We start from the raw sequence: 17,407 nt of genomic DNA, 5'->3' as shown, positions 1-17,407 counted from the left end.
CCGTTTCGGTTGTCGCGTTGGAATCGAATCTATCCGTTGCAACGCGCGCGAACTCCGCTGTTCGCCCTAGGCGGATGCCGTGAGCCCCTCCGCGTACGCGGCGACCGACACGCGGTACCGGGCGAGATGCGGGGCGAGCGCCGCGAGGGCGACGGATGCCGCGTGGCGGGCGTCTCCCGCGTCGATGAGTGCGAGCGCGCGGAATGCCGCGACGGCGTCGCGAAGGTCGCCCGACTCGGGCTCGATCGCGACGAGGAGGGCGATCGACTCGAGCGGGCGCCCGAGGTTGCGCACCGTCGAGGCGAGCTGGATCTGGGCCTGCACGCGCTCGGAGCCGGAGAGTCCGGCGTCGATGGCGCGACGGTAGAGCCGTTCGGCCTCGGCCTCGAGCCCGGCCGAGTCGCGGGCGCCGGCTCGCTCGAAGAGGGCGAGCGGGTCGCCATCGGGCCGTTCGTCGGCGAGTGCGTCGATGCGCCGGATCACCTCGTCGTCGCCGAGCCCGCCGGCGGCGTCCCAGACCGCGTCGACGCGGCGCTGCCAGTCGTTCGTCATGATGCCTCCCGGTACGCGAAGCGGGGCCGGGCGAAACGCCCGGCCCCGCTCACCACGGTTCGATCGTCGATTACTCGGCGTCGGCCTTCTTGGCGGCGCGCTTCTTGGCGGCCGGCTTCTTCTCCTCGGCGGCCTCCTCGACGGGAGCCTCCTCGGCGGCGGCCTTCTTCGGGGCGCGCTTCTTGGCGGCCGGCTTCTTCTCTTCGACGGGAGCCTCAGCGGCCTCCTCGGCGTCGTCGTCACCGGCGACGGCGGTGAACTCGGAGAGGTCGACGGCGTTGCCCGCGGCATCCGTCACCTTCGCCTTGCCGAGCGCGATCGCGAGCGCCTTGTTGCGCGCGACCTCGCCGACCATGGCGGGGATCTGACCCTGCTGGCTGAGGATCTGGACGAACTCGTTCGGGTCCATGCCGTACTGGGCGGCGCCCTGCACGAGGTACTGCGTGAGCTCCTCCTGGCTGACCTGGACCTTCTCGGCCTCGGCGATCGCGTCGAGCAGGATCTGCGTCTTGAACGCCTTCTCGCTCGCCTCGGCGACCTCGGCGCGGTGCTCGTCGTCCTCGAGGCGGTTCTCGCTCTCGAGGTGGCGGTGCACCTCGTCGTCGATGACGCCCTGTGCGACGGGGACGTCGACGAGCTCGAGGAGCTTCTCGACGAGGAGGTCGCGCGCCTGGTTGCCCTGGCCGAAGACCTTGTTGCGGCCGGCCTGCTCCTTGAGCGAGTCCTTGAGCTCGGCGAGGGTGTCGAACTCGCTCGCGATCTGCGCGAAGTCGTCGTCGGCCTCGGGGAGCTCGCGCTCCTTCACGGCGGTGACGGTGACGCTGATCTCGGCGGTCTCGCCCTCGTGGTCGCCGCCGAGCAGCTTCGACGAGAACGTGGTCGACTCGTCGGCCGACAGCGTGTCGAGCGCCTCGTCGATGCCCTCGAGCAGCTCGCCCGAGCCGAGCTCGTACGAGATGCCGCTGGCCTTGTCGACCTCGGTGCCGTCGATCGTGGCGACGAGGTCGAGGGTGACGAAGTCGCCCGTCTTCGCCGGGCGGTCGACCGTGATGAGGGTGCCGAAGCGGCTGCGCAGGCGCTCGAGCTCGCCCTCGATCTCGTCGTCGCCGACCTCGACCGAGTCGACCGTCAGCTCGATGCCGTCATAAGCGGGGAGCTCGATCTCGGGGCGCACGTCGACCTCGATGGCGAGCAGCAGGTCACCGGAGAAGTCCTTCTCGCTCGGCCACTCGACGATGTCGGCCTCGGGGCGGCCCATCGGGCGCAGTTCGTGCTCGGCCACCGCGGCGCGGTAGAAGCCGTCGAGGCCCTCGTTGACCGCGTGCTCGAGCACGGCGGCCTTGCCGACGCGCTGGTCGATGATGGGCGGCGGCACCTTGCCCTTGCGGAAGCCGGGCACGTTGACCTGCTCGGCGATGTGGCTGTAGGCGTGGGTGATGCTGGGCTTCAGCTCCTCGGGCGTCACCGAGATGGTGAGCTTGGCGCGCGTCGGGCTCAGCTTCTCAACCGAAGTGGTCGGCATGTGGAAGTTCTCCTGTTGTGTGGAAGTTCGTGTCGAGTCGGATCGACTCGTCGGGGCGACAGGATTCGAACCTGCGACCTCCCGCTCCCAAAGCGGGCGCTCTACCAAGCTGAGCTACGCCCCGAGTCGCGACTCAACTCGTCGGACCGTCGGCGCGGGCATGCCTGAAGCACGCGTCGACCGATGGACCCCCGAAAGTCTACTGCACACGGGCAGGGCACTGCGGTGCGCCCCCGACACGCGCCTGTGGATGGTGCGAGGTCGGCGCCGAGGCGTCGTGGCAGAGTGTGCCCATGACCGACAGCCCCGCCGCCCGAGCGACGAGCCCCGGCCTCCGTCGATGGCCGACCGAACCGGCGTACTTCGCCGATACGACGCGCTGCCCCGCCTGCTTCGAACTCCTCGTCGAACCCCGCTGCCTCGTCTGCGGACTCGACCTGGCGACGCCCGACGCCGTGCGACTGCTCGCTGCCGGCACGCGGGTGCGCGACGCGGAGTCCGACCGGCAGGTGCTGCTCGGCGAGGTCTTCGTCGCCCAGGCGGCGGCACGGCGTTCGCAGGAGGCGGCCCGGTCGGCGAGCGTCGCGGCGGCGAGTGCCGTCGCGGCGGCCCCATCGATCGACCTTCCCGAACCGGCCGCCGTGTCCGTACCGGTCGAGCTCCCCGCGCCGGTCGCCGCGCCAGAACCGGTCGCAGCGCCCGAGCCGATCGCGCTGCCCGACCCGATCGCGCCGCCCGAACCGATCACGCTGCCCGCTCCGGCGGCAAGGACCGCGCCGGCCGAGGACCGCACGCCGGGCGCTCCCCGACGGTCGGGAATCCAGGTGTTCCTGCTCACCCTCGGCGTCGTCCTCATCTCGGTGACGGCGATCGTCTTCCTGTTCGTCGCGTACCTCGTCGCGAGCCTCGAGGTGCGCTCGGTGATCACCGCCGTGCTGAGCGTCGTCGTGCTCGGCATCGCATGGCTGCTTCGCGCCCGTCGCCTGCCTGGAACGGCCGAAGGCGTCGCCTCCGTCGCCGTCGTGCTACTGCTGCTCGACGTCTGGATCGTCCGGGCGAACGAGCTGTTCGGCACCGAACGGCTCGATGCCGCCGGCTACACCGGCGGGGCGCTCCTCGTCGTCGCGGCACTGCTCGCCGGGACGCGCGCGCTCAGCGGCCTGCGGATCCCCGGGTTCGCGGCGGCGGGCGTGGCCCCGGTCGCGGTGTTCCTGCTCGTCTTCCAGGGCGCTCCCGAATCGGAGCCCGCCACCGGCGTCTGGGCCGGCGCCATCGCTGCAGGGCTGCTCGGCATCGGTGCGGCGTTCCTCACCCCGTCCATCGAGCGGACGATCCTCATGTCCGCCGGCTTCGGCGCCGGCGCCGTCGCGATGTTCGCTGCGGACTGGGCCCTGCCATCACTCCCGTGGCATCAGCTCGTCACCTTCGGCGCCTGCGCGGTGCTGTGGGGTGTCGCGCTCGTGGTGCTCGAACGCCGCTCCACTGCGTCGGACTGGTGGGCCGGCGTCGCCGCCGCAGCAGCGGGCGTCGCCGCAGCGCTCGCCCCGACGGCCGCGATCGCGGCCGAGGTGCGCCCCCAGGATGCGCTCTGGATCGCCCCGGCCGCGGCCGGCGGCGTGCTCGGCCTCGCAGCGTGGTGGGTGCGGCGGACCCGACCGGAGGCGGGCGCTGCGCACGGTTCCCGCCTACGGGACGCTGTGCTCGGGTTCATCGGCGCCGGCGCGATCGCCGTCATCGCCGCGATCCCCGGCCTCGTCCTCGGTTGCAGCCTGATCGCCGAACGCCTCGCGAGCGCCATCCCGCCCTGGCGCGCACGACCCGTCGCGGGAACGTGGGTCGAGCCGGGCTTCGAGTGGTCCACCGTGCTCGCGCTCCTCGTGGTGGCGGTCGGCGTACTCGTCGTCGTCGTAGTTCTGGGCAGCCCGCGCCGATGGATCGCGCTTCCGGTCGGCGCACTGCTCGGCTGCGGGTCGGTCGCCGGGGCGGTCCTGGAGTCCGCTGGCGCCGCCACCGGTCTCCTGCTCGCCATCGCGGCCGGCACGCTCGCCGTCGCATCCCGTTCGTTCCCGGCGCCCGGTCTCCGACCCGTCCTGGCCGGTGGCGGCGCCCTCGCCGCGACGATCGCGCTCGCGATCGGCTACGCGGATGCCGCTACCTGGCCCTGGGCGATCGCCGGTCTGCTCCTGCTTCTGATCGCCGGGCGCCTGCTCGCGTCGAGGGTCTGGCCCGAGCCCGAGCTCGACTGGTTCGGTGCCGCGCACGTCGCTGCGGCCGCCGCCCTCGTGGCGTTCGCGTCCGCATCGTTGCCCGCCTGGTTCGTCGCCGCCGACCTCGACGCCGTTCAGCCCTGGGACGCCGTCCCGGTGTGGCTCGGCACCGTCGCGTCCTCGCTCCTCCTCATCGGGTCGCTCGCACGGATCGGGACCGCAGCCGACCGGCTCGCGTTCACGACGCCCCTGCTGTTCGCCGCGGTCGTCGGCCTGTTCTGGCTCGCACTCGACAGCGAGGTGGAGACCCTCCGCTGGCTTCCGCCGGCACTCTTCACGGGCGCCGGAGTGCTCTGGGCCTTCGCACGCGGCGTCGCAGCCCCCCTCCGCATCGTCTTCGCCGCTCTGACCCCGGTGACCCTCGTCGGCGCCGTCATCGCTGCAGTCTCGGAGTGGGCGGGCAGCGAGTTCGCGCTCTACGGCGCGGCCGGTGCCGTGCTCGCCGCCGCGGCCTTTGCACACGTCTTCGCCGCTCCCGCCGATCGACCGGTCAGGACCGGCTGGGTCGTCTCGCTCGCGGTCGTCGGCTGCTGCGTCGTGATGGCAGTGATCGTCGGCCCGATGCTCGCGGCGGTCGCCGAGCCGTGGCTCGTCCTGCTCATCCTGACGCCCATCCCGGTGCTGCTCGCGGCGCTCGACGGAGACCCCGTCGGCGGGAACGCGCCGGCACGCCATGCCGCATGGCTCAGCGCGGGACTCGCCGTGGCCACGATCTGGACCTGGCTCGCCGGCGAGGGCGTGGACGACGTCGAGGCCTACTCGCTGCCGCTCGCCGGCGTGCTCGTCGCGATCGCACTGCTCATCACCTGGCGCCGACCGACCACGGCGCGGAGCGCGACCGGCCGGACGGCCCTCCTGGCATCGGCCGCGAGCGTGGCGGTACTGCCGAGCGTCGCGTCGACCGCCGACTCCGACCTCCGCACCCTCGTCCTCGTGGCCGGCGGGGCGATCGTCGCCCTCGCGTCGAGCTTCCTGCCCGAGTCTGCGCGCGGCGTGCCCGTGCGGCTGCTCGGCGTCGTCACCGGGTGGACGGCGGCGACCGGAGCCGCGCTGGTCCGGGCCACCGCCCTCATCACCGGCTCCGAGAGCCCGCTGCCGCTCGAGTTCTGGCCCGTCGCAGCGCTCGCGGTCGGCGTCTTCTCCGCGGTCGTGTGGTCGCGGCTCCGCTCGACGCCGGGCTGGGTCGCCGAGGCGATGTTCGCCGCAACGATCGCGGCCGCGAGCACGCCGACGATCTTCGCGATCGCGGTCGACGATCACGCCGTCTCGCGGGCGCTCGTGCTGCTGTCGGCCGTCGGGGTGCTGCACGTCGCCGGCACTCTCACCGACGCCCGACCCCTCGCCGGCCCGGTGTCCGCCTGGACGACCCGCGCCCTCCTCGTGCTCGCGGGGCTCGCCGCCCTCTCGTCGAGGGTCGACCCGGTCGACCTCGTCACCGTCACGGTCGGTCTCGCACTTGCACTCGGTGCCGCGTTCTCGCGGCGCACCGGCGACCCGGCGAGCACGCCGATCATGTGGCTCGGCGCGGCCATCGCCGTGCTCCCGAGCGTCGCCGCGAGCGTCGACTCGCAGCCGAGGGCGCTCGTCACCGTGGCCGTGGGCGCAGTGCTCGCGCTCCTCGCCGGCGCCCTGCCGCAGACCGCGCACGGCGCGCCGGTCCGACTGCTCGTGGTCGTCATCGGCTGGGGTGCGATGACGGGGGCGGCCCTCGTGCACGGGACCGCACTCGCCGTCGGTGCGGCCTCGCCGAGCGGACTTCCGCTCGAGCTGCTCCCGGCCGTCGCGCTCGTCGTCGGCGTCGTCACCGCGAGCGTCTGGGCGCGGTCGGCGTCCCGGCCGGCGCCGCTCGCCGAGATCGGACTCGCGGCATCACTGGCGCTCGCGAGCGTGCCGACGCTCGTCGCGATCGCCTCCGCCGATGTGCCGCTCCTGCGGGCGGCGGTGCTGTTCCCCTTCGTCGCCGCGGCGCACGTCACGACGGTCGCCGTCACCTGGCGCCCGTTCGCCGGACCTGTTCCCGTGTGGACGACACGAGGGATCCTCGCGGTCGGCGGCGCCGTCGCCCTCGCGAGCTCGACGGTCGACCCGTTCGATGTCGTGACCACGCCGATCGGTCTCGCGTTCATCGTCGCGGGCGCGATCGAGCTCCGCCGTTCACCCTCGCTCCGGAGCTGGCCGGCGTTGGGCGCCGGACTCGCGATCCTGCTGGTACCGCCCCTGATCGCCGACTTCCTCGACCCGCAGCTCTGGCGCGTCGTCGCGCTCGGCATCACCGCGGCGATCGCCGTCGTGCTCGGGGTGGTCCGCCGGCTGCAGGCGCCGTTCGTGCTCGGCGGCGTCGTGCTGCTCGTCCACGCCGTCGTCCAGCTGTGGCCGGCCGTCTCGTGGCTGTACGAGGCCGTCTGGTGGTGGCTGTGGCTCGGGGTCGCCGGCGTGCTGCTCGTCGTCTTCGCGGCGACGTACGAACGGCAGCTGCGCCTCGCCCGATCGACGATCGGCTCGATCGCCGCGCTGAGATAGCGGCGACCCCGACGAGCCGGCCCCCGAGCTTCGTCGTGCACGAGCGCGTCGTCGCCGTGTACTACGATGATCCATGGCCCGCGAGCGCTCGCGGGGATGTAGCTCAATGGTAGAGCCTCAGTCTTCCAAACTGATTACGCGGGTTCGATTCCCGTCATCCCCTCCACTCGCACCGCTCGCGGGCATGCAGAACGGCCCGCGATCGCTCGCGGGCCGTTCTGCGTTCGACGCGGCGTCACTCAGTACTTGTTGCCGAGCGCCTTGTTCTTGATCGCGTCGAACTCGCCCTGCGTGATCGTGCCGGCGTCGAGCAGCGCCTTGGCCTTGGCGATCTCGTCGGTGGGGCTCGCGAACGACACCTGCCGGATGTAGTCCTCGCTGTACTCCTGGTACTCGCGCTGCTTGCGTGCGGACCGCTCCGCCATGCCCTTGCCTCGCGCGATCAGGTACACGAGGGCGGTGAGGAACGGCACGAAGAACAGGAAGATCGTCCAGGCCGCCTTCGCCCAGCCGTTGAGCTCCGCGTCGCGGAAGACGTCGATCAGGATGTAGACGAGCGCGAAGATGTACGCCACGTAGGCGAACATCCAGAAGAGGAACCAGAACCAGTCCCACACGTCGTTGAGGAAGTACATGGCAGACCCTTTCGTTCGTGCCGCCAAACTAGCGGCTCGGCGGCGTCGAGCGCGAGCATGACGCGCGACTCCGCGCCGAGGCGTCCGGCCCGCCATCGATCGCCCGATACCACGAACCCAGCCCTGCCTACCCTTCCTTGAAATACCGCGGCAGGTGCGTAGCGTTGAAGGGGACATACTCCAGGGAAGGTGGACACGATGACCGACATCCAGACCGCACCGAAGACCGGATCGAACGCCGACGTCGCGGCAGGCGTCGCGCAGTACCTCACCCCCGTCGTTCACGAGCTCGTCGCCCTCGTGGTCAACGGCAAGCAGGCGCACTGGCACGTGCGCGGCGCGAACTTCATCGCCGTGCACGAGCTGCTCGACGACGTGGTGGCGCACGCCCAGGAATGGGCCGACCTCGCCGCCGAGCGGGTCGTCGCCCTCGGCCTGCCGATCGACGGACGTCTCGGCACCGTCGCGGCGAAGAGCGGCGCGAAGGACCCGAAGCTCGGCTTCCTCTCGTACGAGGAGGCCATCTCGGGCGTCGTGAGCCAGATCGACCTCGCGACCGAGAAGATCAACGCCGCGGTGGAGGGTCTGGCCGACCTCGACCCGGCCAGCCAGGACGTCGCGATCGAGATCCGTCGCGGACTCGACAAGGACCGCTGGTTCCTGTTCTCGCACATCGCCGTCGAATGACGGCGTGACGGGTCGACGGGCCCGGATGCCTCGCGCCGACCTCGTCGGTCGCGGCATCCGGGCCCGTCGTCGTCCACGTGGGGATTTCACACGGATCGCACGACCCGACCGGGCCCGCAGTGCGCGAGAATCATCTCAGGGGCCCCGGCCGACGACCGGGCGCGCGACGGAAGGGGAAGCGGCGATGGCGAGCACGGAGGCGGCCTCGAACCGGCATCGGGAGCGCAAGACGCCCAAGCGCCCGCAGTCGAAGCTCGCCGAGCACTGGACCACGGTCGACGGGCTCGACGTCTTCTACCGCGAGTCGCCGACGCCTCCCCCGGGAGCCCCCGTCGTCATGCACGTGCACGGGTTCGGACTCTCGGGGCACTACCTGCTGCCGACCGCAGAACTCCTCGCCGACGACTTCCACACGCTCGTGCCCGACCTGCCGGGGTTCGGGCGCAGCGCGCGCCGAACCCGCGCCGAGGGCCTCACGCTGAGCTCGCTCGCCGAGGCTGCCGTGCGCTTCCTCGACGATCGCGGCATCGAGAAGGCGACACTCGTGGGCAACTCGATGGGATGCCCCGTCATCTGCGAGTTCGGCAACACCTACCCCGACCGGCTCGAGCGGGCGGTCCTCGTCTCGCCCGCGGGCGGGTACCACAACCAGCCGCTCGCTCGCGCGATGGTGCAGCTCGCCCGTGACGGCGGGCGCGAGCCGAAGCGGATGATGCGCGTCGCCGCGCCCGACTACCTGAAGTTCGGCGTCGCGTCGACGGTCAAGATGTTCGGCGCCCTGACCCGCTACCCGACCCTGGAGCGCCTGCTCTCGCTGCCGGTGCCGATCATCGCGGTGATCGGCGACCGCGACCCGCTCATCCCCGCGCCCACCCGCGTGCACGAGGTCGTGTCCCACGTCGACACCGACGTCACCGTCGTCGTCATCGAGGGCGCGGCGCACGCGATCAACTTCAGCCACCCGGGCGAGCTCTCGCACATCATCCGGCAGTTCATGGCCGATGAGCCGATCACCGACGACCCCGACTCCCCCGGCGAGACGAAGGTCATCGAGATCCACCGCGGGGCGCCGCGCCACTCGTCCGACGAGGGCTGACCGCCGGACGATCCGCCTGCGCGGTCGGGCCCCGCCCCGTTCGCGGGATGGCGAGGCGGTGCGTCACGGGTGCACAATGCCGACATGGCGGCGGATGCTTCCGGGCCCGCACTGCCCGAGGACGACGCCGCATCGCTCAGCGATGCGCAGAAGTCGCTGCGCGCGCAGATGCTCGCGACGGAGCACTGGAGCCTCCTCGCCTCGCGGAGCACGACCCAGAGCGAGGTGCTCACCCGCATCGCGATCTTCCTCACGCTCGTCTCGGCCGGCCTCGTCTCGCTGGGCGTACTCGGCAACGCCACGCAGTTCCGCGGCTGGTTCGGCGCCGCCGCCGTCGGCGTGCTCACGCTGCTCGTGGTGCTCGGGGCGATCACCCAGCTGCGGGTCTTCAACACCGCGACCGAGGACCTCGTGTACGTGCTCGCGATGAATCGGCTGCGCAGGGGGTACCTCGACCTCGACCCCGGGATGGCGCGCTACCTCGTGACCGGCACGACCGACGACGAAGCGGGCGCGAAGACGACCTACTACCCGTACGCGACGCGGGACCGCTCGCAGGTGCTCGCGAGCTCGATGATGGTGATGCTCGTCGTGAACACCGCGCTCGTCGGACTCTTCTCCGGTGCGGTGGTCTTCGCGGCGACGGCCTCGCCCGCGTGGTCGATCGGGGTCGGAGCGGTGGTCGCGATCGTGCAGTTCGTACTCTGGATGCGACGGGGGTACCGCAGCTACCGCTCGGTGCTGACCGCGCACGCATCCCTGCCCGCCTCGCCCGGATGACCGCTCAGCGCTGCAGCCAGGTGAGCACGGCGAGCACCCGGCGGTGGTCGGTGCCCGAGTCCTCGAGCGAGAGCTTCTGGAAGATCGACGTCACGTTCTTCTCGACCGCGCCCACCCCGATGAACAGCTGCTTCGCGATGCCGGCATTGGTGCGCCCCTCGGCCATGAGCTCCATGACCTCCCGCTCACGCGGAGTGAGCGTCGCGAGCGGATCGCTGCGGCGGGCGAGGAGCTCCCGTACGACCTGCGGGTCGAGCACGGTGCCGCCCTCGCTGACGCGCTCCACCGCGTCCTCGAGCTCGTCGAGCGACGCCACACGGTCCTTCAGCAGGTAGCCCATGCCGCCCTCGCCCGAGGACAGGAGCTCGTGCGCGTAGGTGCCCTCGACGTACTGGCTGAGCAGCAGCACGCCGAGACCGGGCCGGCGCTTGCGCAGTTCGATCGCCGCGCGCACCCCCTCGTCGCGGAACGTCGGCGGCATGCGCACGTCGAGCACCGCGAGATCGGGGTTCGTCTCGTCGATCGCGGCGAGCAGGGAGTCGGCCTCGCCGTAGGCGGCGACCGTCTCGAAGCCCGCCTCGTCGAAGAGGCGCACCAGCCCCTCGCGCAGGAGCACCGAGTCCTCGGCGAGCACGATGCGGAGGGGCCGGGCCGAGTCGGTCATGGCCCCACACTATCGAGCGTTCGGGATGCTTCATGGCGTGGTCTCGATACGGCGCTGGGCGCCGACTCGACCGACCGTTACGCGTACGGGATGTGAGCGCCGATCGTCGTCGGTCCGCCGGCCGGGCTGTCGACGACGAACTGGCCCTGGAGCCCCTGCACGCGCTCGGCGAGCCCGGCGAGACCGTGGCCGGGCACCGCCGAAGCGCCACCACGACCGTTGTCGGTGACCCACACATCGACCCAGCGACCGGTGGCCCCGGTGTTGCGCGTCGACACGGCGAGGCGGACGCCCGCCGCATCGGCGTGCTTCGCGGCGTTCGTCAGCAGTTCGGCGGCCACGAAGTACACGTTGCGTTCGATCGCCGCCGGCAGCGGAGCATCCGCGGGCAGCGCGATCTCGACGGTGACGGGCACCGGGCTGCGCGCGGCGAGCGACTCGAGCCCGACCGCCAGTCCCCGGTCCTGCAGGATCGGCGGGGCGAAACCGCGTGAGAGCGCCCGGAGCTCGTCGAGCGTCTCGCGCGCCTGGCTGCGCGCTTCGCCGAGCAGTTCACGAGCCGACTCGGGGTCGCGATCCAGCTTGCGCTCGATCGCGGCGAGGTCCATCTGCAGGCGCACGAGTCGCTGCTGCGGCCCGTCGTGGATGTCGCGTTCGAGGCGCCGGAGCGAGGCGTCCTCCGCCTGCACGGCGGCCCCACGGGATGCCGCGAGCTGGGCGACCTCGCGTTCGAGCGCCTCCGACCGCCAGGCCCCGAGCATGCCGCGGCCGATGACGTCGTGCAGCAGGGTGAGCCCGCGGAAGACGAACGGCAGCGTCGCGAGGAAGACGAGACCGACGACGAGCTCGAACACCGCCTCGCCGACGCCGGGATCGATGTGCCACGTGTTGGCCGGGAAGAGGAAGTCGAGCACCGTGTCGTAGAGCCAGAACGCGTCCTCGCCGCGATACGAGGGGATGTAGCGCTGCCAGAACCACCCCGTGGTGCCGCCCAGCGCGACCGAGGTCCACGCGACCGTGAGACTCCACGAAACGACGCTGACGATCGGGTTCACGACGATGCCGTGCAGCAGATAGAGCCAGTAGTGGCCGTCGACGAACGGGGCGAACATGGTGCGCCAGAATCCCTGGTCGCGGTCGCCGTGCTCCCACACGGGGCGCGCGATCTCGCGTCGGCCCGCCCAGCGCAGCCGGACGAGCTCGAGCGTTCCGAAACCGCGGGCCATGAACATCGCCGCGACGACGATGAAGATGCCGATGACGAGGAAGATCAGGCCGAGGCCCGTGAAGAACGTCGTGGACAGCACCACGAGGCCGGTGATCGCGATCGGCATCGTCAGGATGAGGAAGCCGAACTCGCGCGGCACGGTCGCCCAGAGCGACCAGTAGCCGCGACGCCGCGGCGCCGCATCGTCGGTGGTGATCGGGTGCATCGTGCCGGTCGGCATCGCTTCCGTGCTCGTCGATTCAGTGTCCATGGTGTCCTCCCGTCATCGTGGCAGACCCCGCCGGGTCGAGGCGTGCCGACTGACCGGGTTCGACGACGGCGAACTGGCCCATCATGCCCTGGTCCTCGTGCCACAGCAGGTGGCAGTGGTACATGTACGGCGTGTCGGGGTCGGTGTAGTCCTCGAACCGCATGAGCAGCTCGTATTCGGTCTCGGGCTCCGTGAAGATCGTGTCCTTCCAGCCGGCCAGCTCGGGCGGCGGCGCCTCACCGTCGATCGACGCGATCCGGAACTGCACGTCGTGCACGTGGAAGCTGTGCGGGACCTGCGTCGCGTTCTCGACGACCCATCGCTCGAGGGTGTCGACCGTGACGGTCTCGTCGATCCGGCCCATGTCCATCGACTCGCCGTTGATCTCGAAGCTGTCGCTGAGCTCGAAGCGGCGGGTGGTCGCGACCTCGCGCTCCTCGAAGTCGGCGATCTCGTTCAGTTGCGCCGGCACCTCGGGCGCCGGGTCGAGCCGATCGGCGGCGCGCACCTCGAGCACGTCGAAGGCGTCGCTGCCGCCGTTGGTTCCGGCCACGGGGCCGACCAGGCCGGCGATCTCGGGGGTCATCCTCGACTGCAGCACGACGCGTTCACCCGGGGTCACGCGCAGCAGCACTTCGGCGCGTTCGCCGGGCGAGAGGCGCACGTGATCGAGGTCGACCGGGGCCTCGAGCAGGCCGCCGTCGGTCGCGATGAGCCGTACCGGCCGGGCGTCGCTCCAGGTGAAGGCGTAGGTGCGTGCCGTCGACGCGTTGAGCAGTCGCAGGCGCACCAGATAATCGTCGACCTCGAGGTACGGACTGCGCGTGCCGTTCACGATGAGCTCGTCGCCGATCCCGCCCGCGTAGGTGCGCTGCTTCGACTCCCGCCGGCCGTCGGCGGAGAAACCCGTGTCCTGCACGATCACGGGAATGTCGTCGACGCCGTACTCACCGGGCAGGCCGAGTGAGCGCTCGTGCTCGTCGTGCAGGATGAACATGCCGGCGAGCCCCTGCTCGACGTGTCCTTCGGTCTCGCCGTGCGGATGCGGGTGGTACCAGAGCGTCGCCGCCTGCTGGTCGATGTCCCACTCCGGCGACCACGAGGCATCCGGCTCGACCATCTGGTGCGGGCCGCCGTCCATCTCTGCAGGCAGGTGCATGCCGTGCCAGTGCACGGTCGTCGGCACGTCGAGCGAGTTCGTCACGTCGACGCGCACGTGCTCCCCGCGGTCGGCGACGAGCGTCGGGCCGAGGTATGAGCCGTCGAACCCCCAGGTGTCGCTCGGAACGCCGGGTTCGAACTCGGTCGTGCCGGACTGTGCGTCGAGTGAGAAGACGCGGGTGCCGTCGGCGTCCACGGTCGAGTCGGCGAGCGCCGGGATCGCGAGCGGGCGGTCGAAGTCGACCTCGCCGACGGTCGAGACTGGAGCGGGCGTGACGATGCCGCAGCCGGCGAACGCGACGGCGACGAGGCCGCCGGCCGCGATCGCGGCGATGGCGCTGCCGATCGCGGCGCGGGGCCTGCGGAGACGGGTCTGAAGCATGATTCCAGCCTCGCGAGCGACGCCGGGCCGGCACAGCCGGCGGGCGCCCCGATCCGAGCGGGGGTTATCCCCCGTGTCGGCTCACGCCTGGCAGTTGGGGCACCAGTAGAGCTTCCGGGCGCCCATCTCCTCGAGCAGGATGTTCGTGCCGCACACGCGGCACGGCAGTCCCTCCCGCTTGTACACCCAGTGACGGTCGTCACGACTCGCCATGGCGGCCCGGTAGGCCTCAGGATCGAGGTCGTCCATCGTCATCATCTGGCCGGTCTCGACGCCGATGCGCAACAGCTTCGCCCAGTCGCGCCAGAGGTCGCGCACGAGCTCCTCGGGCACCCGCTTGCCAGGGGTGTGGGGATTGAGCCGTGCTCGGAACAGCAGCTCGGCGCGGTAGACGTTGCCGATGCCGGCGACGACGTTCTGGTCCATGAGCAGGAGGCCGATGGGCGTCGGCTTCCTGCGCACGACGCTCGTGAAGCGCTCCTCGGCGTCGGGGCCCGGGTCGAGCAGCGGGTCGGGCCCGAGCTTCGCGACGATCTGCTCGACCTGCGCGGGGTCGAGCACCTCGCACGCGGTCGGGCCGCGGAGATCGGCGCAGATCGTGTCGGTGAGCAGCCGCACCCGCACCTGCCCGATCGGCTCGGGCGGGAAGGTGTCGAGGCCGTTGCCCTCCTTCTCCGACTCCGACATGCGCAGGCGCGTCTTGCGGGGCGCCCCGATGGAGGTCAGCGAGTTCTCGCCCGCCGAGTCGAGCACCACCGCGTCGGGGTTCGGTCGGTCGAGGAACGTGCCCCGCTGATTCGTCTGCCCCATGCGGCCGTTCGCCGACGCGATCGTCGCATCCATCAGGATGTCGCCCGCGAAGTCCCACGCCCCGTACATGCCGAGGTGCACGCGCAACCAGACGTCGCCCTCGAAGCCGAGGAACATCTGCTTTCCGACCGCGCGCGCGTCGGTCATGCGCCGGCCGTCGAGCTCGGCGGCGCCCACGGCGAAGCGGCCCTGCGGACTCGAGGCGTGCACGACGTGCCCGACGAAGTTGCGTTCGAACTGCCGGGTGATGCGGTGGACGGAGTGGCCTTCGGGCACCCTGCTACTCCGCCGGTGCCTCGGCGCGAGGCTCGACGTCGACGCCCTTGCCGGCGATGTCGCCGGTCGTCTCGTACTCGGCGAGCTGGGCGATGCGGCGCACGTGGCGCTCGTCGCCCGAGAACGGCTCGGCGATGAACGCGTCGATGTAGCGGATCGCCTCTTCGACCGTGTGATGGCGGGCGCCGATCGAGATGACGTTCGCGTCGTTGTGCTCACGCGCGAGGATCGCGGTGTCCATGCTCCAGACGAGCGCCGCCCGGATACCGGGCACCTTGTTGGCCGCGATCTGCTCGCCGTTGCCCGAGCCGCCGAACACGACGCCGAGCGCCTTGACCCCGGCGGCCTGGTCGCGGGCCACGCCGAGGGCGGCGTTGATGCAGAACGCCGGGTAGTCGTCGAGCGCGTCGTACTCGACCGGACCGTGGTCGATCACCTCATGGCCGCCGTTCGAGAGGTGGGCCTTGAGGGTCCGGCTGAACTCGAGGCCGGCATGGTCGGTCGCGATGTGGATGCGCATGTACCGATTCTAGGGATTCGGCACCCATGTGACGGCTCGCCCGTGCGGTTGCGCCCACGCGAGTTGGACCCCGTCGAGGGCGAGCACGAAGTCGGTCGAGTCGTTCGCGACGTCGGTGCGCACGTCGATGCCCGGGACGATGGATCGGCCCTCGACCGAGAGCCAGTGACCGGGCAGGCCGCGCACCGTCTCGGTGAATCGGGCCCGCCCCGCATCATCGAGATAGGCGATGACGGCGGTGTGGAAGACGACGAGCGTCGCATCGGCGGGCGCCTCCGCGGAGAGCGCGGCGAGCCGTTCGTTGAGGTCGCCGGCGACGATGCGCGGCGGGTCGGCGGCGACGACGGATGCTGCTGCCCGGAGCCGTGCCCGACGGTCGTCGTGCTCGGGCCAGATGAGGGCGTCGAGCCAGTCGAGGTCGGCGGCGTCGGCGACGTCGAGCGGGTGGAGGTCGATGCCGGCACGCCAGACGACGTCGGGAAGCCGCGCGGGAACGGGCACGGGCACTGCCCCGTTCGGCTCGCGAGCCTCGCAGTCGAGTACGACAGGGCTCGGGCCGTCGGCGGGGTCGAGCTGCTCGTGGCCCGAGTATCGATAGCTGTAGCGATCGGGGTAGAGGCAGAGGCCTGCCGATGCGCCGACCTCGAGGAGCGCGAGCGGCCCCGGGATCTCGGCGAGCGCGGGCAGGTGCAGCGCACACCGGCCGGCTTCGTTCGTCTGCGTGGCGTGCGTCTCGGCGGTGGCGCGCACCTCCGGCCAGTGCGCGCCGAGCCACTCGCGGAAGTCGTCGTACGGCGCGGGTTCGGCACCGTGGAACCTCGCCGCCGAGAACACGAGGTTGGGCTGGCGCTTCGCGGGCGGCAGCTCGTCGATGAGCGCGATCGTCGCGGGGTCGCTCGCGACGCCGAGCGCCCACGCGTCGTACGTCGCCGACATGCCGCGGGCTTCGACCTCGGCGAAGGCGCGGTAGCGCTCAGCGGTCGGGGCATCGTTGTCGACGGTGGTGCGCATGGGCTCAGGGTACGCCCGCCGATCGTCGCGCACCGCGTTCTGGGGGCGGCGCCCGCCGCGCACCGTCAGTAGGCTCGCGATCGCCGAGAGGACGGGGATCCGCATGCTGCTGATGATCGTGTGCGGCGTGCTGCTCGTCGTCGGGATCGTGCTGACCGTGCTGTGGTCGGCTGAGCGACTCGTGCCACCGCCGACGCCCGCGGCCCTCGTCGACGATGCCGGAACCCCACAGAGCGAGCGACCGCCGCGCTTCGACGTGCACGCGGCCGGCCTGCGCGTGTATCTCTGGTGGGCGACCGTCTTCACCGTGGTGGGGACTGCGACCGGCGTGCTCATCACGGGCGCGGGCGGTCGGCTCGTCATGCGCTTGCTCGCCGCGACGTCTCCCGACGCGACGGGCGGCATCACTGAGGCGCAGGCGAGCGTGGGCGACATCACCCTCGGCGGGACGATCTCGTATCTCGTGATCGGCGCGTTGCCGGCCGCGTTCCTCTCGGCGGCGCTCTACCTCTTCGTGTATCCGTGGCTCCCGCGCGGCCGGCTCGGCGGCCCCGCCTTCGGCGCAGTGCTGCTCGTGACGCTCGCGCCATTCGTCGATCCGCTGCGCGCGTCGAACTTCGATTTCCGGTTCGTGGGGCCGGGCTGGCTGTCGGTAGTGCTCTTCTCGGCGCTCGCGGTCTTGCACGGCGCCGCCCTCGCGGCGCTCGCGGGACGCCTCAGCCGGAGCCTCCCGCTCGTGACGAGGGCACGCTGGGTCGGACCGTCGGCACCGCTCGTCGCGGCGGTCGTCCTCGTCCCCGTCGGGGTCGTGCTCGCATTCGGGGCCTTCGTCGCGCTCGTCCTGCCGCGCGTGCTGCCGTGGCTCCTCGCCGTACGGGCCTCCCGCATCGGCGTGATCACGGGACGGATCCTCCTCGCCGTCGCAGTCGTCGCAGCCCTCCCCGCGTTCGGCGCTGCGGTGCTCTCGATCGTTCGCGACTGAGACGACTCCGCCGATCGCGCGTCTACTCGGGCGACGCCGCCGAGGGCTAGGCTGGGACGCGTTG

Annotated in this window: 14 protein-coding genes and 2 tRNA genes; 6 read left to right on the top strand and 10 right to left on the bottom strand. The window is 71.5% G+C overall.

Features of this window, described 5'->3' with window-relative positions; all coding sequences use genetic code 11:
• Positions 1-66 precede the first annotated feature (66 nt).
• The 3 genes from MUN74_RS17090 to MUN74_RS17080 form a co-directional block, all read right to left on the bottom strand.
• Positions 67-552, bottom strand: a complete 486-nt coding sequence (locus MUN74_RS17090) for a tetratricopeptide repeat protein (protein ID WP_244853817.1) — start codon at positions 550-552, stop codon at positions 67-69.
• A gap of 70 nt (positions 553-622) precedes the next feature.
• Positions 623-2,074: a trigger factor gene (gene tig / locus MUN74_RS17085; RefSeq protein ID WP_244853816.1), complete on the bottom strand. Its 1,452-nt coding sequence runs from the start codon at positions 2,072-2,074 to the stop codon at positions 623-625.
• A 50-nt stretch (positions 2,075-2,124) separates the two neighbouring features.
• Positions 2,125-2,198, bottom strand: a tRNA-Pro gene (locus MUN74_RS17080).
• 169 nt (positions 2,199-2,367) lie between these two features.
• On the opposite strand from MUN74_RS17080, the gene MUN74_RS17075 reads away from it, so the two are divergent.
• A complete protein-coding gene (locus MUN74_RS17075; protein WP_244853815.1) occupies positions 2,368-6,861 on the top strand; it encodes an SCO7613 C-terminal domain-containing membrane protein in 4,494 nt (1,497 codons plus the stop codon).
• 92 nt (positions 6,862-6,953) lie between these two features.
• Positions 6,954-7,027 (top strand) — tRNA-Gly (locus MUN74_RS17070).
• Between the two features lie 73 nt (positions 7,028-7,100).
• Here MUN74_RS17070 and MUN74_RS17065 read toward each other — a convergent pair.
• Complete coding sequence (locus tag MUN74_RS17065) at positions 7,101-7,496, bottom strand: SHOCT domain-containing protein (RefSeq protein ID WP_244853814.1); 396 nt, start codon at positions 7,494-7,496, stop codon at positions 7,101-7,103.
• Positions 7,497-7,694: 198 nt separating this feature from the next.
• Here MUN74_RS17065 and MUN74_RS17060 point away from each other — a divergent pair, with 198 nt between their 5' ends.
• The 3 genes from MUN74_RS17060 to MUN74_RS17050 all read left to right on the top strand — a co-directional run bounded on the left by MUN74_RS17060 (position 7,695) and on the right by MUN74_RS17050 (position 10,059).
• Positions 7,695-8,183 carry a Dps family protein gene (locus MUN74_RS17060; RefSeq protein WP_244853813.1) on the top strand — a complete coding sequence of 163 codons (489 nt, stop codon included), beginning with the start codon at positions 7,695-7,697 and terminating at the stop codon, positions 8,181-8,183.
• 184 nt (positions 8,184-8,367) lie between these two features.
• Positions 8,368-9,279: an alpha/beta fold hydrolase gene (locus tag MUN74_RS17055; protein ID WP_244853812.1), complete on the top strand. Its 912-nt coding sequence runs from the start codon at positions 8,368-8,370 to the stop codon at positions 9,277-9,279.
• Between the two features lie 84 nt (positions 9,280-9,363).
• Positions 9,364-10,059, top strand: a complete 696-nt coding sequence (locus tag MUN74_RS17050) for a hypothetical protein (RefSeq protein WP_244853811.1) — start codon at positions 9,364-9,366, stop codon at positions 10,057-10,059.
• A 4-nt stretch (positions 10,060-10,063) separates the two neighbouring features.
• Here the strand turns inward: MUN74_RS17050 and MUN74_RS17045 are convergent, their stop codons facing one another.
• From MUN74_RS17045 to MUN74_RS17020, 6 genes are all read right to left on the bottom strand, one after another.
• Positions 10,064-10,723, bottom strand: coding sequence for a response regulator transcription factor (locus MUN74_RS17045; RefSeq protein WP_244853810.1), 660 nt, complete (start codon positions 10,721-10,723; stop codon positions 10,064-10,066).
• A 77-nt stretch (positions 10,724-10,800) separates the two neighbouring features.
• Complete coding sequence (locus MUN74_RS17040) at positions 10,801-12,201, bottom strand: sensor histidine kinase (protein WP_244853809.1); 1,401 nt, start codon at positions 12,199-12,201, stop codon at positions 10,801-10,803.
• Positions 12,191-13,744, bottom strand: coding sequence for a multicopper oxidase family protein (locus MUN74_RS17035; RefSeq protein ID WP_244853808.1), 1,554 nt, complete (start codon positions 13,742-13,744; stop codon positions 12,191-12,193). Before MUN74_RS17035 ends, MUN74_RS17040 begins: the two co-directional genes overlap by 11 nt.
• A gap of 81 nt (positions 13,745-13,825) precedes the next feature.
• Positions 13,826-14,830 carry an Fpg/Nei family DNA glycosylase gene (locus tag MUN74_RS17030; protein WP_244853807.1) on the bottom strand — a complete coding sequence of 335 codons (1,005 nt, stop codon included), beginning with the start codon at positions 14,828-14,830 and terminating at the stop codon, positions 13,826-13,828.
• 4 nt (positions 14,831-14,834) lie between these two features.
• Positions 14,835-15,350 (bottom strand): ribose-5-phosphate isomerase, encoded by a 516-nt coding sequence (locus tag MUN74_RS17025; protein ID WP_244853806.1) that lies wholly within the window; start codon positions 15,348-15,350, stop codon positions 14,835-14,837.
• 9 nt (positions 15,351-15,359) lie between these two features.
• Positions 15,360-16,466, bottom strand: coding sequence for a DUF2332 domain-containing protein (locus tag MUN74_RS17020; protein ID WP_244853805.1), 1,107 nt, complete (start codon positions 16,464-16,466; stop codon positions 15,360-15,362).
• Between MUN74_RS17020 and MUN74_RS17015 the strand changes: the two genes are divergently transcribed.
• Positions 16,465-17,343, top strand: a complete 879-nt coding sequence (locus MUN74_RS17015; protein ID WP_244853804.1) for a hypothetical protein — start codon at positions 16,465-16,467, stop codon at positions 17,341-17,343. The two genes, MUN74_RS17020 and MUN74_RS17015, sit on opposite strands and share 2 nt — an antisense overlap.
• The last annotated feature ends 64 nt before the right edge of the window (positions 17,344-17,407 follow it).

Source organism: Agromyces sp. H17E-10, assembly GCF_022919715.1.
Taxonomy (GTDB): Bacteria; Actinomycetota; Actinomycetes; order Actinomycetales; family Microbacteriaceae; genus Agromyces.
The sequence above is the reverse complement of the archived record's forward strand: the minus strand, read 5'-3'. Positions and strand labels throughout refer to the sequence as shown.

Coding starts and splice junctions, on each gene's coding strand:
- MUN74_RS17090 (WP_244853817.1), bottom strand. CDS start 552: ATGACGAACGACTGGCAGCGCCGCGTCGACGCGGTCTGGGACGCCGCC.
- tig (WP_244853816.1), bottom strand. CDS start 2,074: ATGCCGACCACTTCGGTTGAGAAGCTGAGCCCGACGCGCGCCAAGCTC.
- MUN74_RS17075 (WP_244853815.1), top strand. CDS start 2,368: ATGACCGACAGCCCCGCCGCCCGAGCGACGAGCCCCGGCCTCCGTCGA.
- MUN74_RS17065 (WP_244853814.1), bottom strand. CDS start 7,496: ATGTACTTCCTCAACGACGTGTGGGACTGGTTCTGGTTCCTCTTCTGG.
- MUN74_RS17060 (WP_244853813.1), top strand. CDS start 7,695: ATGACCGACATCCAGACCGCACCGAAGACCGGATCGAACGCCGACGTC.
- MUN74_RS17055 (WP_244853812.1), top strand. CDS start 8,368: ATGGCGAGCACGGAGGCGGCCTCGAACCGGCATCGGGAGCGCAAGACG.
- MUN74_RS17050 (WP_244853811.1), top strand. CDS start 9,364: ATGGCGGCGGATGCTTCCGGGCCCGCACTGCCCGAGGACGACGCCGCA.
- MUN74_RS17045 (WP_244853810.1), bottom strand. CDS start 10,723: ATGACCGACTCGGCCCGGCCCCTCCGCATCGTGCTCGCCGAGGACTCG.
- MUN74_RS17040 (WP_244853809.1), bottom strand. CDS start 12,201: ATGGACACTGAATCGACGAGCACGGAAGCGATGCCGACCGGCACGATG.
- MUN74_RS17035 (WP_244853808.1), bottom strand. CDS start 13,744: ATGCTTCAGACCCGTCTCCGCAGGCCCCGCGCCGCGATCGGCAGCGCC.
- MUN74_RS17025 (WP_244853806.1), bottom strand. CDS start 15,350: ATGCGCATCCACATCGCGACCGACCATGCCGGCCTCGAGTTCAGCCGG.
- MUN74_RS17015 (WP_244853804.1), top strand. CDS start 16,465: ATGCTGCTGATGATCGTGTGCGGCGTGCTGCTCGTCGTCGGGATCGTG.
- MUN74_RS17020 (WP_244853805.1), bottom strand. CDS start 16,466: ATGCGGATCCCCGTCCTCTCGGCGATCGCGAGCCTACTGACGGTGCGC.